The organism is Enterobacter sp. ECC-019 (genome assembly GCF_043974075.1).
GTDB classification, from domain to species: Bacteria; Pseudomonadota; Gammaproteobacteria; order Enterobacterales; family Enterobacteriaceae; genus Enterobacter; species Enterobacter asburiae_D.
On sequence record NZ_CP143759.1, the window covers coordinates 3,726,567 to 3,744,993 of the forward strand.

An 18,427-nucleotide genomic window follows, 5' to 3' on the forward strand; every position below is an offset into this window, starting at 1 on the left:
TTCGCCTTACCCGGCCTACGATTCGAGGTTTTTGTAGGTCGGGTAAGGCGAAGCCGCCACCCGACATTTTTACCAGATGCCGAAAAGCAAAAAGCCTGCTTTAAAAGCAGGCTTTTTAAATTTGGCTCCTCTGACTGGACTCGAACCAGTGACATACGGATTAACAGTCCGCCGTTCTACCGACTGAACTACAGAGGAATCGTGTGAACGGGGCGCATATTATCGATGCTCCCCCATGATGTCAAAGGCAGAATGCATATTTCCGATCGTTTGCCGAATTATTCTCCACTTCGCGCAATTGTCAGGCACTCTTTCGCGGATATTTCCACAGCCAGCGCCCGCTGACCATCCGCCAGTAGAACAGCGCGCCCCGCACAGCCCAGTCAAGGAACATCCCCAACCAGACGCCGACCACACCCCATCCGAGCATCACCCCGAGCGTATACCCCGCGACAACGCGACATCCCCACATGCCGAGCATCGATACCCACATCGCAAAGCGGGCATCGCGCGCCCCTTTCAGCCCGGCGGGCAATACCCATGAGGCCGCCCAGATGGGCATAAAGGCCGCGTTGAGCCAGATGAGGATCTTAACGACCTCTTTAACGTCGTCTTCGTGGGTATAAAACGAGGCCATCAGCCCGGCAAACGGCGCGGTTCCCCAGGCGATCAGCGTCAGTCCAATGGTCGACAGCCAGAAGACGTGCCGCAGCTGCCGCTCCGCCTGGCCTATCTGCCCTTTCCCGAGCCGTTTACCCGTGATGATGGTCGATGCCGAACCCAGCGCGTTACCCGGCAGGTTAATCAGCGAGGCGATGGAGAAGGCGATAAAGTTACCGGCGATAACGTCGGTCCCCATCCCGGCGACAAACATCTGCGTGAGCAGCTTCCCGCCGTTGAACAACACCGATTCAATGCTCGCGGGAATGCCGATCCCCATCACTTCCCAGATAATGGCGAAATTAAAAGGACGGAAATAGCTTTTTAGCGTCAGACGCAGCGAGGGGGTGATCCCCGCCATTAGCACCCCGATGATGGCTACCGCACCGATATAGCGTGAAATGGTTAAGCCCAGTCCCGCACCGACGAACCCCAGCCCCTCCCACGAGAACACGCCGTAGATCAGCACGCTGCTGATAATGATATTCAGGATATTCATCCCGCCGTTGATCAGCAGCGGAATTTTGGTGTTGCCTGCCCCGCGCAGCGCGCCGCTGCCAATCAGCGCAATGGCCGCCGCCGGATAGCTTAAGACGGTCATTTCCAGGTAGGTCAGCGCCAGGTCTTTAACCTCGTTCGTGGCCTCCCCGGCGACAAAATCGATAATCTCTTTACCGAAATAGTGGATCACCGCCGCCAGAACGATCGAAAAAATGGTCATGATCATTAGCGACTGGCGGGCCGCCTCGCGTGCACGTTTGGGGTCAAGCTTGCCGAGGCTAAAAGCCACCACCACCGTCGTCCCGAGATCTATGGCGGCAAAGAAGGAGATCACCACCATGTTAAAGCTGTCCGCAAGCCCAACCCCGGCCATCGCCTCTTTTCCCAGCCAGCTCACCAGGAAGGTGCTCAGGACCCCCATCAGCAAAACGCAGGTATTTTCCAGGAAGATAGGCACAGCGAGAGGGGTGATTTCACGCCAGAACAGGACACGATAGCTTTTACGTTTTGCATACCATGGCGTGCGCGATATCGCCTGGCGTAAGGAGGCAGTGACGTTCAAAATGGACCTTAGCGAGAAAAGTTGAAACTCCATTTCAAATGATGAGGGACAAATGCTAATCCTGCAAAGTATTTTCCAGAAAAAGATGTGTGGATTTACAACAAACTGACGACAGAATCAGCAATCAGTCGATTTTCCCTAAGATCAGGTTTGACAAAAGTTTTTTCGCCGCTAAGATAAGCCTCCACAACGATTCCTCTGTAGTTCAGTCGGTAGAACGGCGGACTGTTAATCCGTATGTCACTGGTTCGAGTCCAGTCAGAGGAGCCACATTTAGAAAAGCCTGCTTTCGAGCGGGCTTTTTGCTTTTCCGGTGAGGATAAATGGACGCACTGTTTGTTTACGGCACACTACGCCCCGGTCACTCTAACGCGCATATTCTTGAAAACATTGGCGGCGAATGGCTGGCCGGCTTCGTATCCGGTACGTTTTACGAACGCGGCTGGGGCGCTGCAGCGGACTTTCCGGGGATTGTGCTCCACGCTGATGGCCCCCGCGTCGAAGGCTATCTGTTTATCTCTGATAACCTTGCCGCACACTGGCAAATGCTGGATGAATTTGAAGACGGCTACGATCGGGTTGAGGTCACGGTGACCACCCTTGAAGGCAAGCAGGTTAAGGCCTGGATTTATCAGCTACAGCCGCGTTCTGAAGCATAAAAAAAGGCTCTCTGGTGAAAGAGAGCCTTTTTCACTATTCGCTGCGATTACTCGCTTTTTGCTTCGCCGTTTTTGATTTCGCCCATCACTTTCAGCTTCTTGGAGATGTCGCGACGCTCTTTGGAAAGCTCAGCGTTTTTGATGATGTAGTCATCAACACGGTCTTCATAGTCGCTCTTCATGCTGGCGATGATGCCCTGAATAGCTTCAACGCTCATACCTGGCTTGATGTAGTCGCTCAGGTTGTCGAGCAGCAGAACACGTTTCTGGTTGTCACGGATCTTCTTCTCAACGTCCTGGATTTCACGCTGCAGTTTGTTTTTGCGGCGGAACAGGCGGACGAATTCCAGAACATCCTGGAACGAAGGCTTGGTAGTTTCCATTTTTACACCCCTGATAATGTGAGATTCGGATTCGTTAAGGCAACCGTTGTAACAATAACCTTACTGACAGCGGCTGCGAATGACAATGAGTATATCGTTTAAAGCTATCATAACCCCAATTGCTGCTGAATCGAAGCAGCAGCCGTCACATACGCCTTTTATTTGCGCAGTGCCCGGCAAATAAGGTGCGATAACAGCTCAAGCTGCCGCGCCAGTTCCATGCTCAGCCAGACGTAGCCATGAATAGGCGTTTCCGCCACGTTATCGCTCTGGCGTTCGTTGATGAGCTGCTTCAGCTCCGCGACGATCTCATTCAGCCGCTCGCTGTTGGCCAGTATCGGCTGCGGGTTCCCTTCATAGAGCGCATGGGCGATGGTCAACAGCGTTTGCTGCGTCATCTGCTGGGTCTCTTTGAGGGTCTGCGCGTTAAGCATCAACAGATGGCTGGGACGCGAGGCCCAGTGGGCGTTGATTTGCAGTTCAAGCATGCAGACCAGATTGCGGCTTACGGTCTGGATGGCTTCAAAAATCGATTTCTGAATATGGGTTTCTTTGCTGGCAGGCGTGATCAAGCCGCGCATTTTGACCACGTCGTTGAGGATCGTTTGCAGATGTTTTTCCAGCCTGGGGCGCTCAACCAGATTCGGGGAAAAACCGGCCTGATAGACGCGGTTAAAGGCGGTGACGTAGTTAGCCATCTGAATACGCCAGTGTAGAAAAGCACGCTGTGGCCAGATACCGGTGAAGAGCATGGCCAGCAGTGACCCCAGGATGACATCCCCGCTTCGCCACAGCGCCGTGGTCATATCCCCGGCGGGCGCACCGACAACCACCGCGAGCGTAATACCAATCAGCAGCGCCTGATACGGCTTTTTACCCAACGCCAGCCAGCCGCACAGGAACATGGCGGCACCGCACCATGCCAGCATCACGGGAAATGAGATGAGCTCCAGCTTCAGGGCGATAAGCCCAAGGGCCGAGCCTAAAACCGTCCCCCCAATTCGCTCGAAGGCGCGCGGAACAACGTTCCCCCAAAACGAGATGGGCCCCATCACCACCACCAGCGTGATCAGCGGCCACGTCCCTTCCGGAACGTCCAGCAAACGGACCAGCACAAACGTCAACACGAAAGCCAGCGCAATGCGACACCCGTGCACCACGCGGTAATGTTTGTACAAGCGAATTTCAAAAGGAGTTAATGATTTGTCGGGACGCACACCCGCTCTCCAGCTACACGGCAAATCACAATTGTACTGTGTTTTCAGCCGGGCGGATCGCTCCCGGCTGAAAAACCCTTCATTTAGCAGGCTTAAACCGTTTTATGCTCTATCGCGATATACATTTCGATATCCCAGTAACCGTCTGCATTACCGTCATTGAGATAGCGCTCGAAGCAGGGTTTGAGCGCCATCTGGTACTTATTGTCCTGCAGCAGGGAATTAAAGAACTGATACCACGGCGTGGCGAAGTCGTAGTTTTCCACGCGCGCCGTCGCCACGGCATAATCCCCGGCCGCTATTTCCGTCATCATGACGCCTTCGCTGTTTTCCGGGATAACGAAATCATCCGGTACCGTAACGGCCGTATCGCAGCGCAGTTTTTCTGCCGGGACCTCATCCGGATTATCGTAGTAGACCGCAACCCACTCCAGCGGCTCAATGTGGCGCCCGTCCACCCACATCACCAGCTGTTCAAAGCCCTGTTTTACCGTTTGTTCCCACGGTCCGACCAAATGAAAACCGGCAATCTTACGTTTCTGTTGCTGCTTAATGCTGTAGTCCATGCTGCCTCCGCTTATTACTGTATATTTATACACTATAAAACCGGATTACTATTATCAGCAAACGAGAAGTGTTTATTATGTGAGCAGACTCGCAACCCTGCCAGTCTGCTCAAATACCGTTAGAGCGTGTGATGCAGATAATCGCTCATGCGAGAGAACAGGCCGCCTTTATCAACGGCTTCCAGCGTCACCAGCGGCCAGTGCGCCACCACTTTGTCGCGATCGTAGAGCTGGATCTCACCCACCCGCTGGTACGCGGCGATCGGCGCTTCCAGCTCTTTTTTATCCAGCACGTATTTGGCTTTGATGTTCGGCACTTCCGCTTTCGGCAGGGCCAGCCAGAAGTCCTGGTCGGTACCCAGTTTCACCTGCTCCTTATCGCCGTACCAGATACGCTCTGTCCCCACTTTTTTACCGCTATGCAGGATCTGCACCGTATCGAAGTTCTGCTGCCCCCAGTGCAGCAGTTTTCGGGCCTGGTCCTCACGCCCTTTCGGGCTGTCCGCCCCCATGACCACCGCGATTAAACGGCGCTGCCCGTCAACGGCGGACGCAATCAGGTTAAAGCCCGCCCCCGAGGTATGTCCCGTTTTAAGGCCGTCCACGTTCATGGTTTTATCCCACAGCAGGCCGTTACGGTTCTGCTGGGTGATCCCGTTCCAGGTCAGGCTCTTTTCGCTGTACATATGATAAAACTCAGGCTCGCCGTGGATGATGGCCCGGGAGAGTACAGCCAGGTCATAGGCCGAGCTGTGCTGGCCCGGTGCGTCCAGCCCGTGGACGGTTTCAAAATGCGTATCGCGCAGGTTCAGCTTTTGCACGTAGTCGTTCATCATCTTCACAAACTGCGGCTGACCGCCCGCCACGTGATCGGCCAGCGCCACGCAGGCATCGTTGCCGGAATCGACAATCAGGCCGCGGCTTAAGTCACGCACGGAGACACGATCGCCCTCTTTCAGGAACATGAGAGACGAGCCGTCAAAAACCGGGTTGCCTTTAGCCCACGCGTCACGCCCTACGGTGACAATGTCGTCCGGCGTAATGTGGTGGCTATCAATGGCCCGATCAACCACATATCCCGTCATCAGCTTGGTCAGGCTCGCCGGATTACGTTGTTGATGTTCGTTGCCCGCCGTTAAGATCTGACCAGTCGTGTAATCCATCAGCACCCAGGAGCCAGCCTGAATGGCCGGAGGCTGCGGCGAAAAATCCAGTGGTTCGGCCGCAAAAGTAGATGAGACACTCGAAGCGAGTAAAGAAACAGCAATAAACAGACGGCGTTTCAACGGTATATCCTCAGGTCATTAAAAATCGATGACCTTTTTACGGGAGTTCTGATGTCGTTACCTGGCTTAATTGCAAAAAAATGTGACAGAACGCAGATTTTTCTCTGAAGCTGGCGCGCAAATTTGCGCTACGGCGGTGCTTTTTATTCGGTCTGGACCGCACGATCGTTTACCATAGTGACGTCATTTTTTAACAGGATGGTATTACTGGTGTCTGACTCTGCCGCTCGCCCGACTTTTTTGTTCCACGACTACGAAACCTTTGGCACGCACCCGGCGCTGGACCGACCGGCGCAGTTTGCCGCCATCCGTACCGACGACGAATTCAACATCATTGGCGAGCCTGAGGTCTTTTACTGCAAACCGGCTGATGACTACCTGCCGCAGCCCGGGGCGGTCATGGTCACCGGGATCACCCCTCAGGAAGCACGGGAGAAAGGCGTAAACGAGGCAGAATTCGCCCGACGCATCCACGACCTGTTTACCGTCCCCAATACCTGCGTGGTCGGTTACAACAACATCCGCTTCGATGACGAAGTGACGCGCAACATCTTCTATCGTAACTTTTACGATCCCTATGCCTGGAGCTGGCAGAACCGCAATTCACGCTGGGATTTACTCGACATCATGCGCGCCTGTTATGCCCTGCGTCCTGAAGGCATTAACTGGCCGGAAAATGAGGAAGGGCTGACCAGCTTCCGGCTGGAGCACCTGACACGCGCTAACGGTATCGAGCACAGCAATGCCCACGACGCGATGGCGGACGTCTATGCCACCATTGCCATGGCGAAGCTGGTGAAAAACGCGCAGCCCCGGCTGTTTGAGTATCTGCTGAGCCACCGCAGTAAACAGAAGTTGACCACGCTGATTGATGTGCCGCAGATGAAGCCGCTGGTGCATATTTCCGGCATGTTTGGCGCCTGGCGCGGTAATACCAGCTGGGTCGCCCCGCTGGCCTGGCATCCGGATAACCGTAATGCGGTCATCATGGTGGATTTGGCCGGCGATATTTCGCCGCTGCTGGAGCTTGACAGCGATACCCTGCGCGAACGGCTTTATACCCCGAAAAATGAACTTGGGGATCTGCCTGCGGTGCCGGTCAAACTGGTGCATATCAATAAATGTCCGGTCCTGGCGCAGGCCAATACGCTGCGCCCGGAAGATGCGGACAGACTGGGCATAAACCGGCAGCACTGCCTCGATAACCTGAAAGTGCTGCGTGATAACCCGCAGGTGCGCGAGAAAGTGGTCGCCATCTTTGCCGAGGCGGAGCCTTTCGTTCCGTCTGAAAACGTGGATGCCCAGCTCTATAACGGTTTCTTCAGCGATGCCGATCGCGCGGCGATGAATATCGTTCTGCAAACCGAGCCGCGCAACCTGCCTGCGCTGGATATCACCTTCGCCGATAAACGCATCGAAAGGCTGATGTTTAATTACCGCGCGCGTAACTACCCGGGAACCCTGGATGAAGCGGAACAGGAACGCTGGTTGCAGCATCGTCGCAATGTCTTTACCCCAGAGTTCCTTAATAGCTATGCCCAGGAGCTGGAAATGCTTTATGGCCAGTATGAAGGGAATGCTGAAAAACAGGCACTATTGAAATCCCTGTTCCAGTACGCGCAAGAGATAGTCTGAGTGAGGGAAATAAAAAAGCCGGAGGCGATGTCTCCGGCTTTTTTTTGCCCGCTTGGGTTTTGTAGGTCGGGTAAGGCGTAGCCGCCACCCGACACGGAATTACGCGATGTCTTCGTACTGAGGAACCGGGTTACGGAAGCTCTTGGTGACGCAGGCCAGGTAAACCAAACCGATAGCACCCCAGATCAGACCCAGAACCATAGAGCTCTCTTCCAGGTTAATCCACAGCGCGCCCACGGTCAGGGCACCACACACTGGCAGCACCAGATAGTTGAAGTGGTCTTTCAGCGTTTTGTTGCGCTTCTCACGGATCCAGAACTGGGAGATCACGGAGAGGTTAACGAAGGTAAACGCCACAAGCGCACCAAAGTTAATCAACGCGGTCGCCGTCACCAGATCGAATTTAATCGCCAGCAGGGCAATAGCGCCAACCAGCAGCACGTTCCACGCCGGAGTACGCCATTTCGGATGAACGTAGCCGAAGAAACGGGTCGGGAATACGCCGTCACGGCCCATCACGTACATCAGACGAGAGACGCCTGCGTGTGCCGCCATGCCGGACGCCAGTACGGTCACGCTGGAGAAGATCAGCACGCCCCACTGGAAGGTTTTACCCGCAACGTACAGCATGATTTCAGGCTGTGACGCATCCGGATCTTTAAAGCGAGAGATGTCCGGGAAGTACAGCTGCAGGAAGTAGGAAGCTCCGATAAAGATCAGGCCGCCAATCAGCGCTGTCAGGAAAATCGCTTTCGGGATCACGCGCTCAGCATCTTTGGTCTCTTCGGACAGAGAAGAGATACCGTCAAAGCCCAGGAACGAGAAGCACAGAATTGTCGCACCGGTAATCATCGGCACAACGTGCGCACCTTCAGACCAGAATGGACGCGTACTGGTCAGCGTACCTGCACCTTCACCGTGAGAAACACCGTAGATGATCAGGCCAACGATAACCGCCACAATGCCCATCTGCAGAATAACAATCAGGGTGTTGAAGTTCGCCACGGTCTTGATGCTGCGCAGGTTAGATATGGTCATAAAGGCCACCAGCGCGACAACGAAGATCCACGATGGAACAGAAGGCACCAGCGCTTCGAAGTAAATTTTTGCCAGCAGAATGTTGATCATCGGCATGAACAGATAGTCCAGCAGAGATGACCAGCCCACCATAAAGCCAACCGCCGGGCTGATGGATTTTTGGGCATAGGTGTAGGCAGAGCCTGCAGACGGGAAACGGCGAACCAGTTTACCGTAGCTCAGCGCAGTAAAGAGAATAGCGACCAGCGCAAAGGCGTACGCCGTTGCCACGTGACCGTCTGTGAGGCCCGATACGATACCGAATGTATCGAACAGCGTCATCGGTTGCATATAGGCGAGGCCCATCATAACAACCGGAATCAACGTAAGCGTTTTACGTAATTCCACGCGAGAGGTGTTTGGAGTTGCGTTATGCGACATAGTTATTCTCCTTTACGGTGATAACCGCCACGTAAGCGAAAAATTGCCCCATTTCTTTCTTCCTCAGCGACAACAACTGTCGGATTTTAGTAAATATCTATCCGGTACGAAGCCCGGCCTCTTGGTTTTTAGTTTCGTTTCGTACATGCAAAAAAAAATAACCGACGCCTTTTATATCGTCGATTATTCATTTGGTTGCAGCGGCGGCATTTTGCCCCACATCGGATACAAAAGGCAATACTTTGCAACGCCCGGTCCGTTTTTCTTTTTGCTAACTGGCTGATTTCTGGACGCCGGGCTGAGAGTAAACGGCGGCGATAGCACTATTTGCTAAAATCTCGTCCCGCCACCAGGCGCTGGCCAGTCCGGCAGTCTGTTCATTCCAGCCTACCCACACCGAGTCATTACTGCTTTGAGCAAGTACCTGTTTTTCAACAAGCGCACCGCTGTCAATAAACCGCTGCGCCAGATAGCGGGGTAAATAGCCGCAGCCCAGGCCGCTTATTTGCAGTTCCAGCTTGGTTTTAAAGTCAAAAACGGTAATGGCCTCCTGCTCATCAAGCAGCTGCGAGGAGACCGAACATTCAGGACGCGAGCTGTCCCCAACCACGATGGCGCGGTAGCCTTTAATCACGCGACGGTTAATAGGCTCGGGTTCCTGGGCCAGGGGATGATGGGGCGCTACGGCAAACACCTGCTCGAGCACGCCCAGCCGGGCAAAACCAAAATCACTCAACTGGGGAGGCTCATGGAGTGCGCCGACAAAAATATCCGCCCTGCCCTGCGTTAAGGCATCCCAGGAGCCCCCCAGCACGCCGTTGATAAAGATCAGCCGGGTCACGCTGTGGTGTTGATAAAAGGCTTCAATCAGCGGCGTCAGGAGAGAAAACGGAAAGGTATCATCCACGCCAATAACCAGCTCGTTTTCCCACCCCTGATGGAGTTTAACGGCCTGTTTTTCGAGTTCACGGACGGTATGAAGGACTTCGCGGCCTTTTTCCAGCAGCATCTGTCCGGTACGGGTAAAACGAGCGCGGTGCCCGGAGCGATCGAGGATCTGGATATTGAGATCGCTTTCCAGTTTTTGAACGGTATAGCTCAACGCAGATGGGGTTTTGTAGAGCTTTGCCGACGCAGCGGCAAAGCTCCCCTCTTTTTCCAGTGCATCCAGAATAATAAGAACATCCAGCAGCGGTTTCATGCTCGCCCCCTTCTGGTGTGCGATCGTCTCCGCTGCGGGACTTATTCCATGGGCATCACCAGCGGATCGGGATACTGATACTCAAACCCCAGCTCATGACAAATGCGATTGCCATCAACAATTTTGCCTTTACTGTCATCCTTTGCCTCACCGAAAACCGGCGCCGCCAGGCCCAGCTGACGTGCCATCAGTGGGTAAAACGTGCTGCGCGCCGGATGAGACGGTGCACATATATTATAGATGTGTCCACCTTTCGGAGCCTGTAAGAGTAGCTCAATCGCGCCAACAACATCGTCAAGATGTACAAGATTGACGACATGCTGGCCGTCTGGCGCAGATTTTCCGGCAAAAAAGCGTCCCGGATGGCGGCCTGGGCCCACCAGCCCCGCCAGACGTACAATATCAACCTGCGTGCCGGGAAGATGATGCAGCCAGTCTTCCAGGTCTTTCAGAACCTGACCGCTCGCCGTCACGGGACGGCGCTCGGAACTCTCTTTCACCACGCCCTCAACCTCGCCATAGACCGACGTCGAGCTGGTAAAAATGATGCGCGGCACATGGTGCGCCAGCGCGCTGTCGACGATCTCCTGCATCGCCTGCAGATAAAACGATTCGCCCGGCCCGCTGCGCCGCGCGGGGAGCGTGATCACCAGCGCATCAACGTTCATCAGCGTGTCCAGATCGTCAGCATCACACACCAGCTCCGGCTCAAGTCGCAGTTCAACGCCATCAATACCGCACATGCGCGCTGCCTCTACCCCATCCGCCGTGGTTTTGCTCCCGGTCACCTGCCAGCCTTTCGCGGCTAATGACATCGCCAGCGGCATTCCCAGCCATCCTAAACCGACAATCGCGACCTTTTTCATGCGAATTCTCCTGACTCTCACTCGTCTTTTATAAGGCTACGCCAGCCTGGCAGAACACACAATTCATAGCATCAATATGAAATGAATTAATGATCAAAAAAAGCCCTTGCAATATGTCGTACAACTGGTTTAGGTTAAAAGACATCAAATGAATAAGCATTCATCGAGAATTTATATGACACGCGTTCAATTTAAACACCACCATCATCACCATCATCCTGACTAGTCTTTCAGGCGATGTGTGCTGGAAGACGTTTGGATCTTCCAGTGGTGCATGAACGCATGAGAAAGCCCCCGGAAGATCTTCTTCCGGGGGCTTTTTTTTGGACCGAATTCAGACAGGTTAAAACAGGTTAACGAGGAACAAAGAATGTTAGATAACTCACGCTTACGCATAGCTATTCAAAAATCAGGCCGTTTGAGCGACGACTCACGCGAACTGCTGGCCCGCTGCGGGATTAAAATTAACCTGCACACCCAGCGCCTGATTGCTCTGGCTGAAAACATGCCCATCGACATTCTGCGCGTGCGTGATGACGATATTCCGGGCCTGGTGATGGATGGCGTCGTTGACCTCGGCATCATCGGTGAAAACGTGCTTGAAGAAGAGCTGCTGACCCGCCGCGCGCAGGGCGAAGATCCACGTTACTTCACTCTGCGTCGTCTGGACTTCGGCGGCTGCCGCCTGTCGCTGGCAACGCCGGTTGATGAAGCGTGGGACGGCCCGGCCGCGCTGAACGGCAAACGTATCGCCACCTCTTACCCTCACCTGTTAAAACGTTACCTGGACCAGAAAGGCGTGCAGTTTAAATCCTGCCTGCTGAACGGCTCTGTTGAAGTGGCACCGCGTGCGGGTCTGGCGGACGCCATCTGCGATCTCGTCTCTACCGGCGCGACGCTGGAAGCGAACGGTCTGCGCGAAGTGGAAGTCATCTACCGCTCTAAAGCGTGCCTGATTCAGCGCGACGGCGACATGGCCGACGCCAAGCAGCAGCTGATCGACAAGCTGCTGACCCGTATTCAGGGCGTGATTCAGGCGCGTGAGTCTAAGTACATCATGATGCACGCCCCGACCGAGCGTCTGGATGAAGTGATTGCCCTGCTGCCGGGCGCTGAGCGTCCAACCATCCTGCCGCTGGCGGGCGATCAGCAGCGCGTGGCGATGCACATGGTGAGCAGCGAAACCCTGTTCTGGGAAACCATGGAAAAACTGAAGGCGCTGGGCGCAAGCTCCATCCTGGTGCTGCCTATTGAGAAGATGATGGAGTAATGGCCATGAACTTTAACACAATCATCGACTGGAATAACTGTAGCGACGCACAGCAGCGCGAGCTGCTGATGCGCCCGGCGATTTCCGCCTCAGAAAGCATCTCACGCATCGTGGCTGAGATCCTGGACAACGTCAAAGCCCGTGGCGATGACGCGCTGCGTGAATACAGTGCAAAATTTGATAAGACGGAAGTCGGCGCATTACGGGTAACCGAGCAGGAAATCATTGACGCCAGCAATCGTCTGGGTGACGACATCAAACAGGCGATGGCCGTCGCGGTGAAAAACATTGATACCTTCCACACCGCGCAAAAGCTGCAGACCGTGGATGTCGAAACCCTGCCCGGCGTGCGTTGCCAGCAGGTCACGCGCCCGGTTGCATCCGTCGGCCTCTATATTCCTGGCGGCTCTGCCCCGCTTTTCTCCACCGTACTGATGCTGGCGACTCCCGCACGCATTGCCGGATGCCAGAAAGTGGTGCTTTGCTCACCGCCACCGATTGCCGACGAGATCCTTTATGCAGCGAAGCTGTGCGGCGTGCAGGCGGTATATAAAGTGGGCGGCGCGCAGGCGATTTCAGCCCTGACGTTCGGTACGGAATCCATTCCGAAGGTCGACAAAATTTTTGGCCCGGGCAATGCGTACGTGACCGAAGCCAAGCGCCAGGTCAGCCAGCGTCTGGACGGCGCGGCCATCGATATGCCTGCCGGCCCGTCTGAAGTGCTGGTGATTGCCGACAGCGGCGCAACGCCGGACTTTGTGGCCTCCGACCTGCTTTCTCAGGCGGAACACGGTCCGGACTCGCAGGTCATCCTGCTGACGCCGGATGCCGATATGGCGAAACGCGTGGGCGAAGCCGTTGAGCGTCAGCTTGCCGACCTGCCCCGCGCCGACACGGCACGCCAGGCGTTAGCGGCCAGCCGCCTGATTGTGGCGCGCGACCTGGACCAGTGCATTGCCATTTCCAACCAGTACGGCCCGGAGCACCTGATTATTCAGACCCGCAGCGCGCGCGATCTGGTCGACAGCATTACCAGCGCGGGCTCGGTGTTCCTCGGCGACTGGTCACCTGAGTCTGCAGGAGATTACGCCTCCGGCACCAACCACGTGCTGCCAACGTATGGCTACACTTCTACCTGCTCCAGCCTGGGCCTGGCGGATTTCCAGAAACGCATGACCGTGCAGGAACTCTCCCGCGAAGGGTTTGCGTCACTGGCGTCTACTATTGAAACCCTCGCTGCCGCCGAGCGACTGACCGCCCACAAGAATGCCGTTACGCTGCGCGTTGCAGCCCTGAAGGAGCAAGCATGAACATTGAAGAATTAGCCTGCGAAAATGTCCGTCGCCTGACGCCTTACCAGTCTGCGCGTCGTCTCGGCGGCAAAGGAGATGTCTGGCTGAACGCCAACGAATTCCCGACGGCGGTGCAGTTTGAGCTGTCGCAGCAAACGCTGAACCGCTATCCGGAGTGTCAGCCGAAAGCGGTGATTGAAAACTACGCGCAGTACGCGGGCGTGAAGCCGGAGCAGGTGCTGGTCAGCCGCGGCGCGGACGAGGGTATTGAACTGCTGATCCGCGCCTTCTGCGAGCCGGGCAAAGACGCGGTGATGTACTGCCAGCCGACCTACGGCATGTACAGCGTCAGCGCGGAAACCTTCGGCGTGGCGTGCCGCAACGTGCAGGCGCTGGAGAACTGGCAGCTGGATTTGCAGGGCATTGCCGACAATCTCGATGGCGTAAAAGTTGTCTTTGTCTGTAGCCCGAACAACCCGACCGGACAGATTATCAACCCGCAGGATATCCGCACCCTGCTGGAGATGACGCGCGGTAAAGCCCTGGTGGTGGCCGACGAAGCCTACATCGAGTTCTGCCCGCAGGCGACGCTGGCAGGCTGGCTGGATGAGTATCCGCACCTGGTGGTACTGCGTACGCTGTCGAAAGCCTTTGCCCTCGCGGGTCTGCGCTGCGGATTCACGCTGGCGAATAAAGAGGTCATCGACCTGCTGCTGAAAGTGATCGCCCCGTACCCGCTCGCGACGCCGGTTGCCGATATTGCGGCACAGGCGCTGACGCCTCAGGGGATCAACGCGATGCGCGAGCGCGTGGCGCAAATCCTGGAGGAACGTCAGTATCTGGTGAGTACACTGAAGGATATTCCCTGCGTGGAGCAGGTGTTCGACTCAGAAACCAACTACATCCTGGTGCGCTTCACCGCCTCCAGCGCCGTATTTAAATCTTTGTGGGATCAGGGCATTATCTTACGAGACCAGAATAAACAACCTTCTCTGAGCGGATGTCTGCGCATTACCGTAGGCACCCGTGCAGAGAGCCAGCGCGTGATTGACGCCCTGAAAGCGGAGAAAGTATGACCCAGAAGATCCTTTTCATCGATCGTGACGGCACCCTTATTTCGGAGCCACCAGCCGATTTTCAGGTCGATCGATTCGACAAGCTGGCTTTTGAACCGGACGTGATCCCGGTGCTGCTTAAGCTGCAAAAAGCAGGCTTTAAGCTGGTGATGATCACCAACCAGGACGGTTTGGGTACCGACAGCTTCCCGCAGGCGGACTTCGACGGCCCGCACAACCTGATGATGCAGGTGCTGACCTCTCAGGGCGTGGTATTTGATGACGTGCTGATTTGCCCGCACATGCCCGCCGATGAGTGTGACTGCCGTAAGCCAAAAGTGAAGCTGGTAGAGCGTTACCTGGCTGAAGATGCGCTGGATAAAACCAACAGCTATGTCATCGGCGATCGCATCACCGATATCACGCTGGCGGAAAACATGGGCATCGCGGGGCTGCGCTACGACCGCAACAACCTTAGCTGGGCGAAGATTGGCGAGCAGCTGACAAAACGTGACCGCTATTCCCACGTTGAGCGCAACACCAAAGAGACGCAGATTGATGTGAAGGTCTGGCTGGACCGCGAAGGCGGCAGCAAGATCCACACCGGCGTCGGTTTCTTCGACCACATGCTGGATCAGATTGCCACCCACGGCGGCTTCCGCATGGAGATCGCGGTAAAAGGCGACCTTTACATTGACGATCACCACACCGTGGAAGATACCGGCCTGGCGCTGGGCGAAGCCCTGAAGCTGGCGCTCGGCGATAAGCGCGGTATTAACCGTTTCGGCTTTGTCCTGCCGATGGACGAGTGTCTGGCGCGCTGCGCGATGGACATCTCCGGTCGTCCACACCTGGAATATAAAGCCGATTTCACCTATCAGCGCGTGGGCGATCTGAGCACCGAAATGGTGGAGCACTTCTTCCGCTCATTGTCCTACACCATGGGCCTGACGCTGCACCTGAAGACCAAAGGCAAGAACGATCACCACCGCGTGGAGAGTCTCTTCAAAGCCTTTGGCCGTACCCTTCGCCAGGCGATTCGCGTGGAAGGCGACGCCCTGCCCTCGTCGAAAGGAGTGCTGTAATGAACGTGGTGATTCTGGATACCGGATGCGCCAACCTGAACTCCGTGAAATCGGCGATTGCGCGCCACGGCTATGAGCCGGTGGTGAGCCGTGACCCGGACGTGGTGCTGCGCGCCGACAAACTTTTTTTACCGGGCGTGGGAACCGCCCAGGCCGCGATGGATCAGATTCGCGAACGCGAGCTGGTCGATCTGATCAAAGCCTGTACCCAACCGGTGCTGGGCATTTGCCTGGGCATGCAGATCCTGGGCCGCCGCAGCGAAGAGAGCAACGGCGTTGACCTGCTGGGCATTATTGACGAAGACGTGCCGAAAATGACCGACCACGGTCTGCCTCTGCCGCATATGGGCTGGAACCGCGTTTACGCCAAAGCGGGCGACAGGCTGTTTCGCGGTATCGAAGACGGCGCGTATTTTTACTTCGTGCACAGCTACGCCATGCCGGTGAACGTTAACACGATCGCCCAGTGCACCTACGGTGAGGCGTTCACGGCGGCCGTACAGAAAGACAATTTCTTCGGCGTGCAGTTTCACCCGGAGCGCTCTGGCGCCGCCGGCGCGCAGCTGCTGAAAAACTTCCTGGAGATGTGATGATTATTCCCGCGTTAGATTTAATTGACGGTACGGTTGTCCGTCTGCATCAGGGCGATTACGGCCAGCAGCGCGACTACGGAAACGACCCGCTGCCGCGTCTGCAGGATTATGCCGCCCAGGGGGCTCAGGTGCTGCATCTGGTGGATTTGACGGGCGCGAAAGACCCGGCGAAACGCCAGATCCCACTGCTGAAAAATCTGGTCGCCGGTGTTGATGTGCCCGTCCAGGTCGGCGGCGGCGTGCGTACGGAAGAGGACGTTGCGGCGCTGCTGGACGCTGGCGTGGCCCGCGTTGTGGTGGGTTCAACCGCCGTGAAAGATCCTGAGACGGTGAAGGGCTGGTTCCGCCGCTTTGGGGCCGACGCCCTTGTACTGGCGCTGGACGTTCGTATTGACGAACAGGGTAACAAGCAGGTGGCCGTTAGCGGCTGGCAGGAAAACTCCGGCGTGACGCTGGAAGAGCTGGTCGATATCTATCTGCCCGTTGGTCTGAAGCACGTGTTATGCACGGACATCTCCCGCGACGGTACGCTGGCGGGCTCCAACGTTTCGCTGTATGAAGAGGTCTGTGCACGTTATCCGCAGGTAGCGTTCCAGTCTTCTGGCGGTATCGGTGATATAGGCGACGTGGCCGCGCTGCGCGGTACCGGTGTACAGGGTGTGATTGTGGGCCGGGCCCTGCTGGAAGGTAAATTTACTGTGACGGAGGCGATTCAATGCTGGCAAAACGGATAATTCCTTGCCTTGACGTACGCGATGGTCAGGTCGTGAAAGGCGTGCAGTTCCGCAACCACGAAATCATTGGCGACATCGTCCCGCTGGCAAAACGCTATGCCGATGAAGGCGCAGACGAGCTGGTCTTTTATGATATCACCGCTTCCAGCGATGGCCGCGTGGTCGACAAAAGCTGGGTGGCACGCGTGGCGGAAGTGATCGACATTCCATTCTGCGTGGCGGGCGGGATTAAATCCACAGACGACGCCGCCAAAATTCTCTCGTTTGGTGCCGACAAGATTTCTATCAACTCTCCTGCCCTGGCCGACCCGGAGCTGATCACCCGCCTTGCCGATCGTTTTGGCGTACAGTGTATTGTGGTTGGGATCGACACCTGGTATGACGCCGCAACGGGCAAGTACCACGTCAACCAGTACACAGGAGATGAAAGCCGCACGCGCGTGACGCAGTGGGAAACGCTCGACTGGGTGCAGGAAGTGCAGAAGCGTGGCGCGGGAGAGATTGTCCTCAACATGATGAACCAGGACGGCGTACGTAACGGGTATGACCTCGAGCAGTTGAAAAAAGTCCGTGCGGTCTGCCACGTTCCGCTGATTGCCTCCGGCGGCGCGGGCACCATGGAACACTTCCTCGAAGCCTTCCGCGATGCCAACGTGGACGGTGCGCTGGCCGCTTCCGTGTTTCACAAACAGATTATTAATATTGGTGAGTTAAAAACGTACCTGGCCGACCAGGGCGTGGAGATCAGGGTATGTTAACAGAGCAACAACAGGCGCAGCTGGACTGGGAAAAAACTGACGGATTACTGCCGGTGGTTGTCCAGCATGCCGTCTCAGGCGAAGTGCTGATGCTGGGGTATATGAACCAGGACGCGCTGGCGAAAACGATCGACAGCGGCAAAGTCACGTTTTTCTCGCGCACGAAACAGCGCCTGTGGACCAAAGGGGAAACCTCAGGCCATTTCCTCAATGTGGTCAGCATGGCACCCGACTGCGATAACGACACCCTGCTGGTGCTGGCAAACCCAATTGGGCCGACGTGCCACAAAGGGACCAGCAGTTGCTTCGGTGAGACGAGCCACCAGTGGTTGTTCCTGTATCAACTGGAACAACTGCTGGCAGAGCGTAAAACGGCGGATCCTGAGAGTTCCTATACCGCGAAGCTGTATGCCAGCGGAACCAAGCGTATCGCACAGAAGGTAGGTGAAGAAGGCGTTGAGACCGCGCTGGCGGCGACGGTGCATGACCGTGAGGAGCTGACGAACGAAGCGTCTGATTTAATGTATCACCTGCTGGTGCTGCTGCAGGATCAGGAGCTGGATTTGACGGCGGTGATTGAGAATTTACGTAAAAGACATAAATAAACACCCACCCGGGGGAGCGTTCGCTCCCCTTTTCATGTAAT

20 protein-coding genes, 2 tRNA genes and 1 other annotated feature are annotated in these 18,427 nt (G+C 55.9%); of the genes, 12 read left to right on the plus strand and 10 right to left on the minus strand.

What is annotated here, in order from left to right:
* Window positions 1-122: 122 nt before the first annotated feature.
* Both V1566_RS17685 and emmdR read right to left on the minus strand, forming a co-directional pair.
* Window positions 123-198 (minus strand) — tRNA-Asn (locus V1566_RS17685).
* A gap of 103 nt (window positions 199-301) precedes the next feature.
* Window positions 302-1,756: a multidrug efflux MATE transporter EmmdR gene (gene emmdR, locus V1566_RS17690; RefSeq protein ID WP_395304158.1), complete on the minus strand. Its 1,455-nt coding sequence runs from the start codon at window positions 1,754-1,756 to the stop codon at window positions 302-304.
* Window positions 1,757-1,917: 161 nt separating this feature from the next.
* Here emmdR and V1566_RS17695 point away from each other — a divergent pair.
* A tRNA-Asn gene (locus tag V1566_RS17695) sits at window positions 1,918-1,993 on the plus strand.
* 53 nt (window positions 1,994-2,046) lie between these two features.
* The gene (locus V1566_RS17700) at window positions 2,047-2,382 is read left to right on the plus strand and encodes a gamma-glutamylcyclotransferase family protein (RefSeq protein WP_395304159.1); all 336 of its coding nucleotides are present in this window, start codon (window positions 2,047-2,049) and stop codon (window positions 2,380-2,382) included.
* Between the two features lie 47 nt (window positions 2,383-2,429).
* Here the strand turns inward: V1566_RS17700 and V1566_RS17705 are convergent, their stop codons facing one another.
* From V1566_RS17705 to dacD, 4 genes are all read right to left on the minus strand, one after another.
* Complete coding sequence (locus V1566_RS17705; protein ID WP_008499467.1) at window positions 2,430-2,765, minus strand: DUF496 family protein; 336 nt, start codon at window positions 2,763-2,765, stop codon at window positions 2,430-2,432.
* 158 nt (window positions 2,766-2,923) lie between these two features.
* On the minus strand, window positions 2,924-3,982 hold the full coding sequence (locus tag V1566_RS17710) for an FUSC family protein (RefSeq protein ID WP_395304160.1): 1,059 nt from the start codon (window positions 3,980-3,982) through the stop codon (window positions 2,924-2,926).
* 92 nt (window positions 3,983-4,074) lie between these two features.
* Complete coding sequence (gene sbmC / locus V1566_RS17715) at window positions 4,075-4,548, minus strand: DNA gyrase inhibitor SbmC (RefSeq protein ID WP_395304161.1); 474 nt, start codon at window positions 4,546-4,548, stop codon at window positions 4,075-4,077.
* A 119-nt stretch (window positions 4,549-4,667) separates the two neighbouring features.
* Window positions 4,668-5,834: a serine-type D-Ala-D-Ala carboxypeptidase DacD gene (gene dacD / locus V1566_RS17720; protein WP_395304162.1), complete on the minus strand. Its 1,167-nt coding sequence runs from the start codon at window positions 5,832-5,834 to the stop codon at window positions 4,668-4,670.
* 198 nt (window positions 5,835-6,032) lie between these two features.
* Here dacD and sbcB point away from each other — a divergent pair, with 198 nt between their 5' ends.
* Window positions 6,033-7,469 (plus strand): exodeoxyribonuclease I, encoded by a 1,437-nt coding sequence (gene sbcB, locus V1566_RS17725; protein ID WP_395306015.1) that lies wholly within the window; start codon window positions 6,033-6,035, stop codon window positions 7,467-7,469.
* A gap of 99 nt (window positions 7,470-7,568) precedes the next feature.
* Here the strand turns inward: sbcB and V1566_RS17730 are convergent, their stop codons facing one another.
* The 4 genes from V1566_RS17730 to V1566_RS17745 form a co-directional block, all read right to left on the minus strand.
* Window positions 7,569-8,927: an APC family permease gene (locus V1566_RS17730; protein ID WP_395304163.1), complete on the minus strand. Its 1,359-nt coding sequence runs from the start codon at window positions 8,925-8,927 to the stop codon at window positions 7,569-7,571.
* On the minus strand, window positions 8,917-8,979 hold the full coding sequence (yoeI, locus tag V1566_RS17735) for a membrane protein YoeI (RefSeq protein WP_099458931.1): 63 nt from the start codon (window positions 8,977-8,979) through the stop codon (window positions 8,917-8,919). Before yoeI ends, V1566_RS17730 begins: the two co-directional genes overlap by 11 nt.
* Before the next feature lie 219 nt (window positions 8,980-9,198).
* Complete coding sequence (locus V1566_RS17740) at window positions 9,199-10,128, minus strand: LysR substrate-binding domain-containing protein (RefSeq protein ID WP_395304164.1); 930 nt, start codon at window positions 10,126-10,128, stop codon at window positions 9,199-9,201.
* Window positions 10,129-10,169: 41 nt separating this feature from the next.
* Window positions 10,170-10,994: an SDR family oxidoreductase gene (locus V1566_RS17745; RefSeq protein ID WP_395304165.1), complete on the minus strand. Its 825-nt coding sequence runs from the start codon at window positions 10,992-10,994 to the stop codon at window positions 10,170-10,172.
* Window positions 10,995-11,169: 175 nt separating this feature from the next.
* On the opposite strand from V1566_RS17745, the gene hisL reads away from it, so the two are divergent.
* The 9 genes from hisL (at window position 11,170) to hisIE (ending at window position 18,386) form a co-directional block, all read left to right on the plus strand.
* The gene (hisL, locus tag V1566_RS17750) at window positions 11,170-11,220 is read left to right on the plus strand and encodes a his operon leader peptide (protein ID WP_001364200.1); all 51 of its coding nucleotides are present in this window, start codon (window positions 11,170-11,172) and stop codon (window positions 11,218-11,220) included.
* Window positions 11,196-11,319: a sequence feature (His leader region), on the plus strand. (Overlaps the previous gene by 25 nt.)
* A 45-nt stretch (window positions 11,320-11,364) precedes the next feature.
* Window positions 11,365-12,264: an ATP phosphoribosyltransferase gene (gene hisG / locus V1566_RS17755; RefSeq protein WP_028018500.1), complete on the plus strand. Its 900-nt coding sequence runs from the start codon at window positions 11,365-11,367 to the stop codon at window positions 12,262-12,264.
* A gap of 5 nt (window positions 12,265-12,269) precedes the next feature.
* Window positions 12,270-13,574 (plus strand): histidinol dehydrogenase, encoded by a 1,305-nt coding sequence (gene hisD, locus V1566_RS17760; RefSeq protein ID WP_395304166.1) that lies wholly within the window; start codon window positions 12,270-12,272, stop codon window positions 13,572-13,574.
* Window positions 13,571-14,632, plus strand: coding sequence for a histidinol-phosphate transaminase (gene hisC, locus V1566_RS17765; RefSeq protein WP_395304167.1), 1,062 nt, complete (start codon window positions 13,571-13,573; stop codon window positions 14,630-14,632). The genes hisD and hisC overlap by 4 nt, the downstream gene beginning before the upstream one ends.
* The gene (gene hisB / locus V1566_RS17770; protein ID WP_395304168.1) at window positions 14,629-15,696 is read left to right on the plus strand and encodes a bifunctional histidinol-phosphatase/imidazoleglycerol-phosphate dehydratase HisB; all 1,068 of its coding nucleotides are present in this window, start codon (window positions 14,629-14,631) and stop codon (window positions 15,694-15,696) included. Before hisC ends, hisB begins: the two co-directional genes overlap by 4 nt.
* The gene (gene hisH, locus V1566_RS17775) at window positions 15,696-16,286 is read left to right on the plus strand and encodes an imidazole glycerol phosphate synthase subunit HisH (protein ID WP_032646447.1); all 591 of its coding nucleotides are present in this window, start codon (window positions 15,696-15,698) and stop codon (window positions 16,284-16,286) included. Before hisB ends, hisH begins: the two co-directional genes overlap by 1 nt.
* A complete protein-coding gene (hisA, locus tag V1566_RS17780; protein WP_395304169.1) occupies window positions 16,286-17,023 on the plus strand; it encodes a 1-(5-phosphoribosyl)-5-[(5-phosphoribosylamino)methylideneamino]imidazole-4-carboxamide isomerase in 738 nt (245 codons plus the stop codon). The genes hisH and hisA overlap by 1 nt, the downstream gene beginning before the upstream one ends.
* Window positions 17,005-17,781: an imidazole glycerol phosphate synthase subunit HisF gene (gene hisF / locus V1566_RS17785; protein WP_047749077.1), complete on the plus strand. Its 777-nt coding sequence runs from the start codon at window positions 17,005-17,007 to the stop codon at window positions 17,779-17,781. The genes hisA and hisF overlap by 19 nt, the downstream gene beginning before the upstream one ends.
* Complete coding sequence (hisIE, locus tag V1566_RS17790; protein WP_047344777.1) at window positions 17,775-18,386, plus strand: bifunctional phosphoribosyl-AMP cyclohydrolase/phosphoribosyl-ATP diphosphatase HisIE; 612 nt, start codon at window positions 17,775-17,777, stop codon at window positions 18,384-18,386. The genes hisF and hisIE overlap by 7 nt, the downstream gene beginning before the upstream one ends.
* The last annotated feature ends 41 nt before the right edge of the window (window positions 18,387-18,427 follow it).

Bases quoted from the DNA above. Each gene is read 5' to 3' on its own strand.
- V1566_RS17730 (WP_395304163.1), bottom strand. From the start codon at position 8,927: ATGTCGCATAACGCAACTCCAAACACCTCTCGCGTGGAATTACGTAAA.
- V1566_RS17745 (WP_395304165.1), bottom strand. From the start codon at position 10,994: ATGAAAAAGGTCGCGATTGTCGGTTTAGGATGGCTGGGAATGCCGCTG.
- hisF (WP_047749077.1), top strand. From the start codon at position 17,005: ATGCTGGCAAAACGGATAATTCCTTGCCTTGACGTACGCGATGGTCAG.
- V1566_RS17740 (WP_395304164.1), bottom strand. From the start codon at position 10,128: ATGAAACCGCTGCTGGATGTTCTTATTATTCTGGATGCACTGGAAAAA.
- hisB (WP_395304168.1), top strand. From the start codon at position 14,629: ATGACCCAGAAGATCCTTTTCATCGATCGTGACGGCACCCTTATTTCG.
- hisD (WP_395304166.1), top strand. From the start codon at position 12,270: ATGAACTTTAACACAATCATCGACTGGAATAACTGTAGCGACGCACAG.
- V1566_RS17705 (WP_008499467.1), bottom strand. From the start codon at position 2,765: ATGGAAACTACCAAGCCTTCGTTCCAGGATGTTCTGGAATTCGTCCGC.
- hisA (WP_395304169.1), top strand. From the start codon at position 16,286: ATGATTATTCCCGCGTTAGATTTAATTGACGGTACGGTTGTCCGTCTG.
- emmdR (WP_395304158.1), bottom strand. From the start codon at position 1,756: ATGGAGTTTCAACTTTTCTCGCTAAGGTCCATTTTGAACGTCACTGCC.
- sbcB (WP_395306015.1), top strand. From the start codon at position 6,033: ATGGTATTACTGGTGTCTGACTCTGCCGCTCGCCCGACTTTTTTGTTC.
- hisG (WP_028018500.1), top strand. From the start codon at position 11,365: ATGTTAGATAACTCACGCTTACGCATAGCTATTCAAAAATCAGGCCGT.
- sbmC (WP_395304161.1), bottom strand. From the start codon at position 4,548: ATGGACTACAGCATTAAGCAGCAACAGAAACGTAAGATTGCCGGTTTT.
- hisH (WP_032646447.1), top strand. From the start codon at position 15,696: ATGAACGTGGTGATTCTGGATACCGGATGCGCCAACCTGAACTCCGTG.
- hisIE (WP_047344777.1), top strand. From the start codon at position 17,775: ATGTTAACAGAGCAACAACAGGCGCAGCTGGACTGGGAAAAAACTGAC.
- hisC (WP_395304167.1), top strand. From the start codon at position 13,571: ATGAACATTGAAGAATTAGCCTGCGAAAATGTCCGTCGCCTGACGCCT.
- V1566_RS17700 (WP_395304159.1), top strand. From the start codon at position 2,047: ATGGACGCACTGTTTGTTTACGGCACACTACGCCCCGGTCACTCTAAC.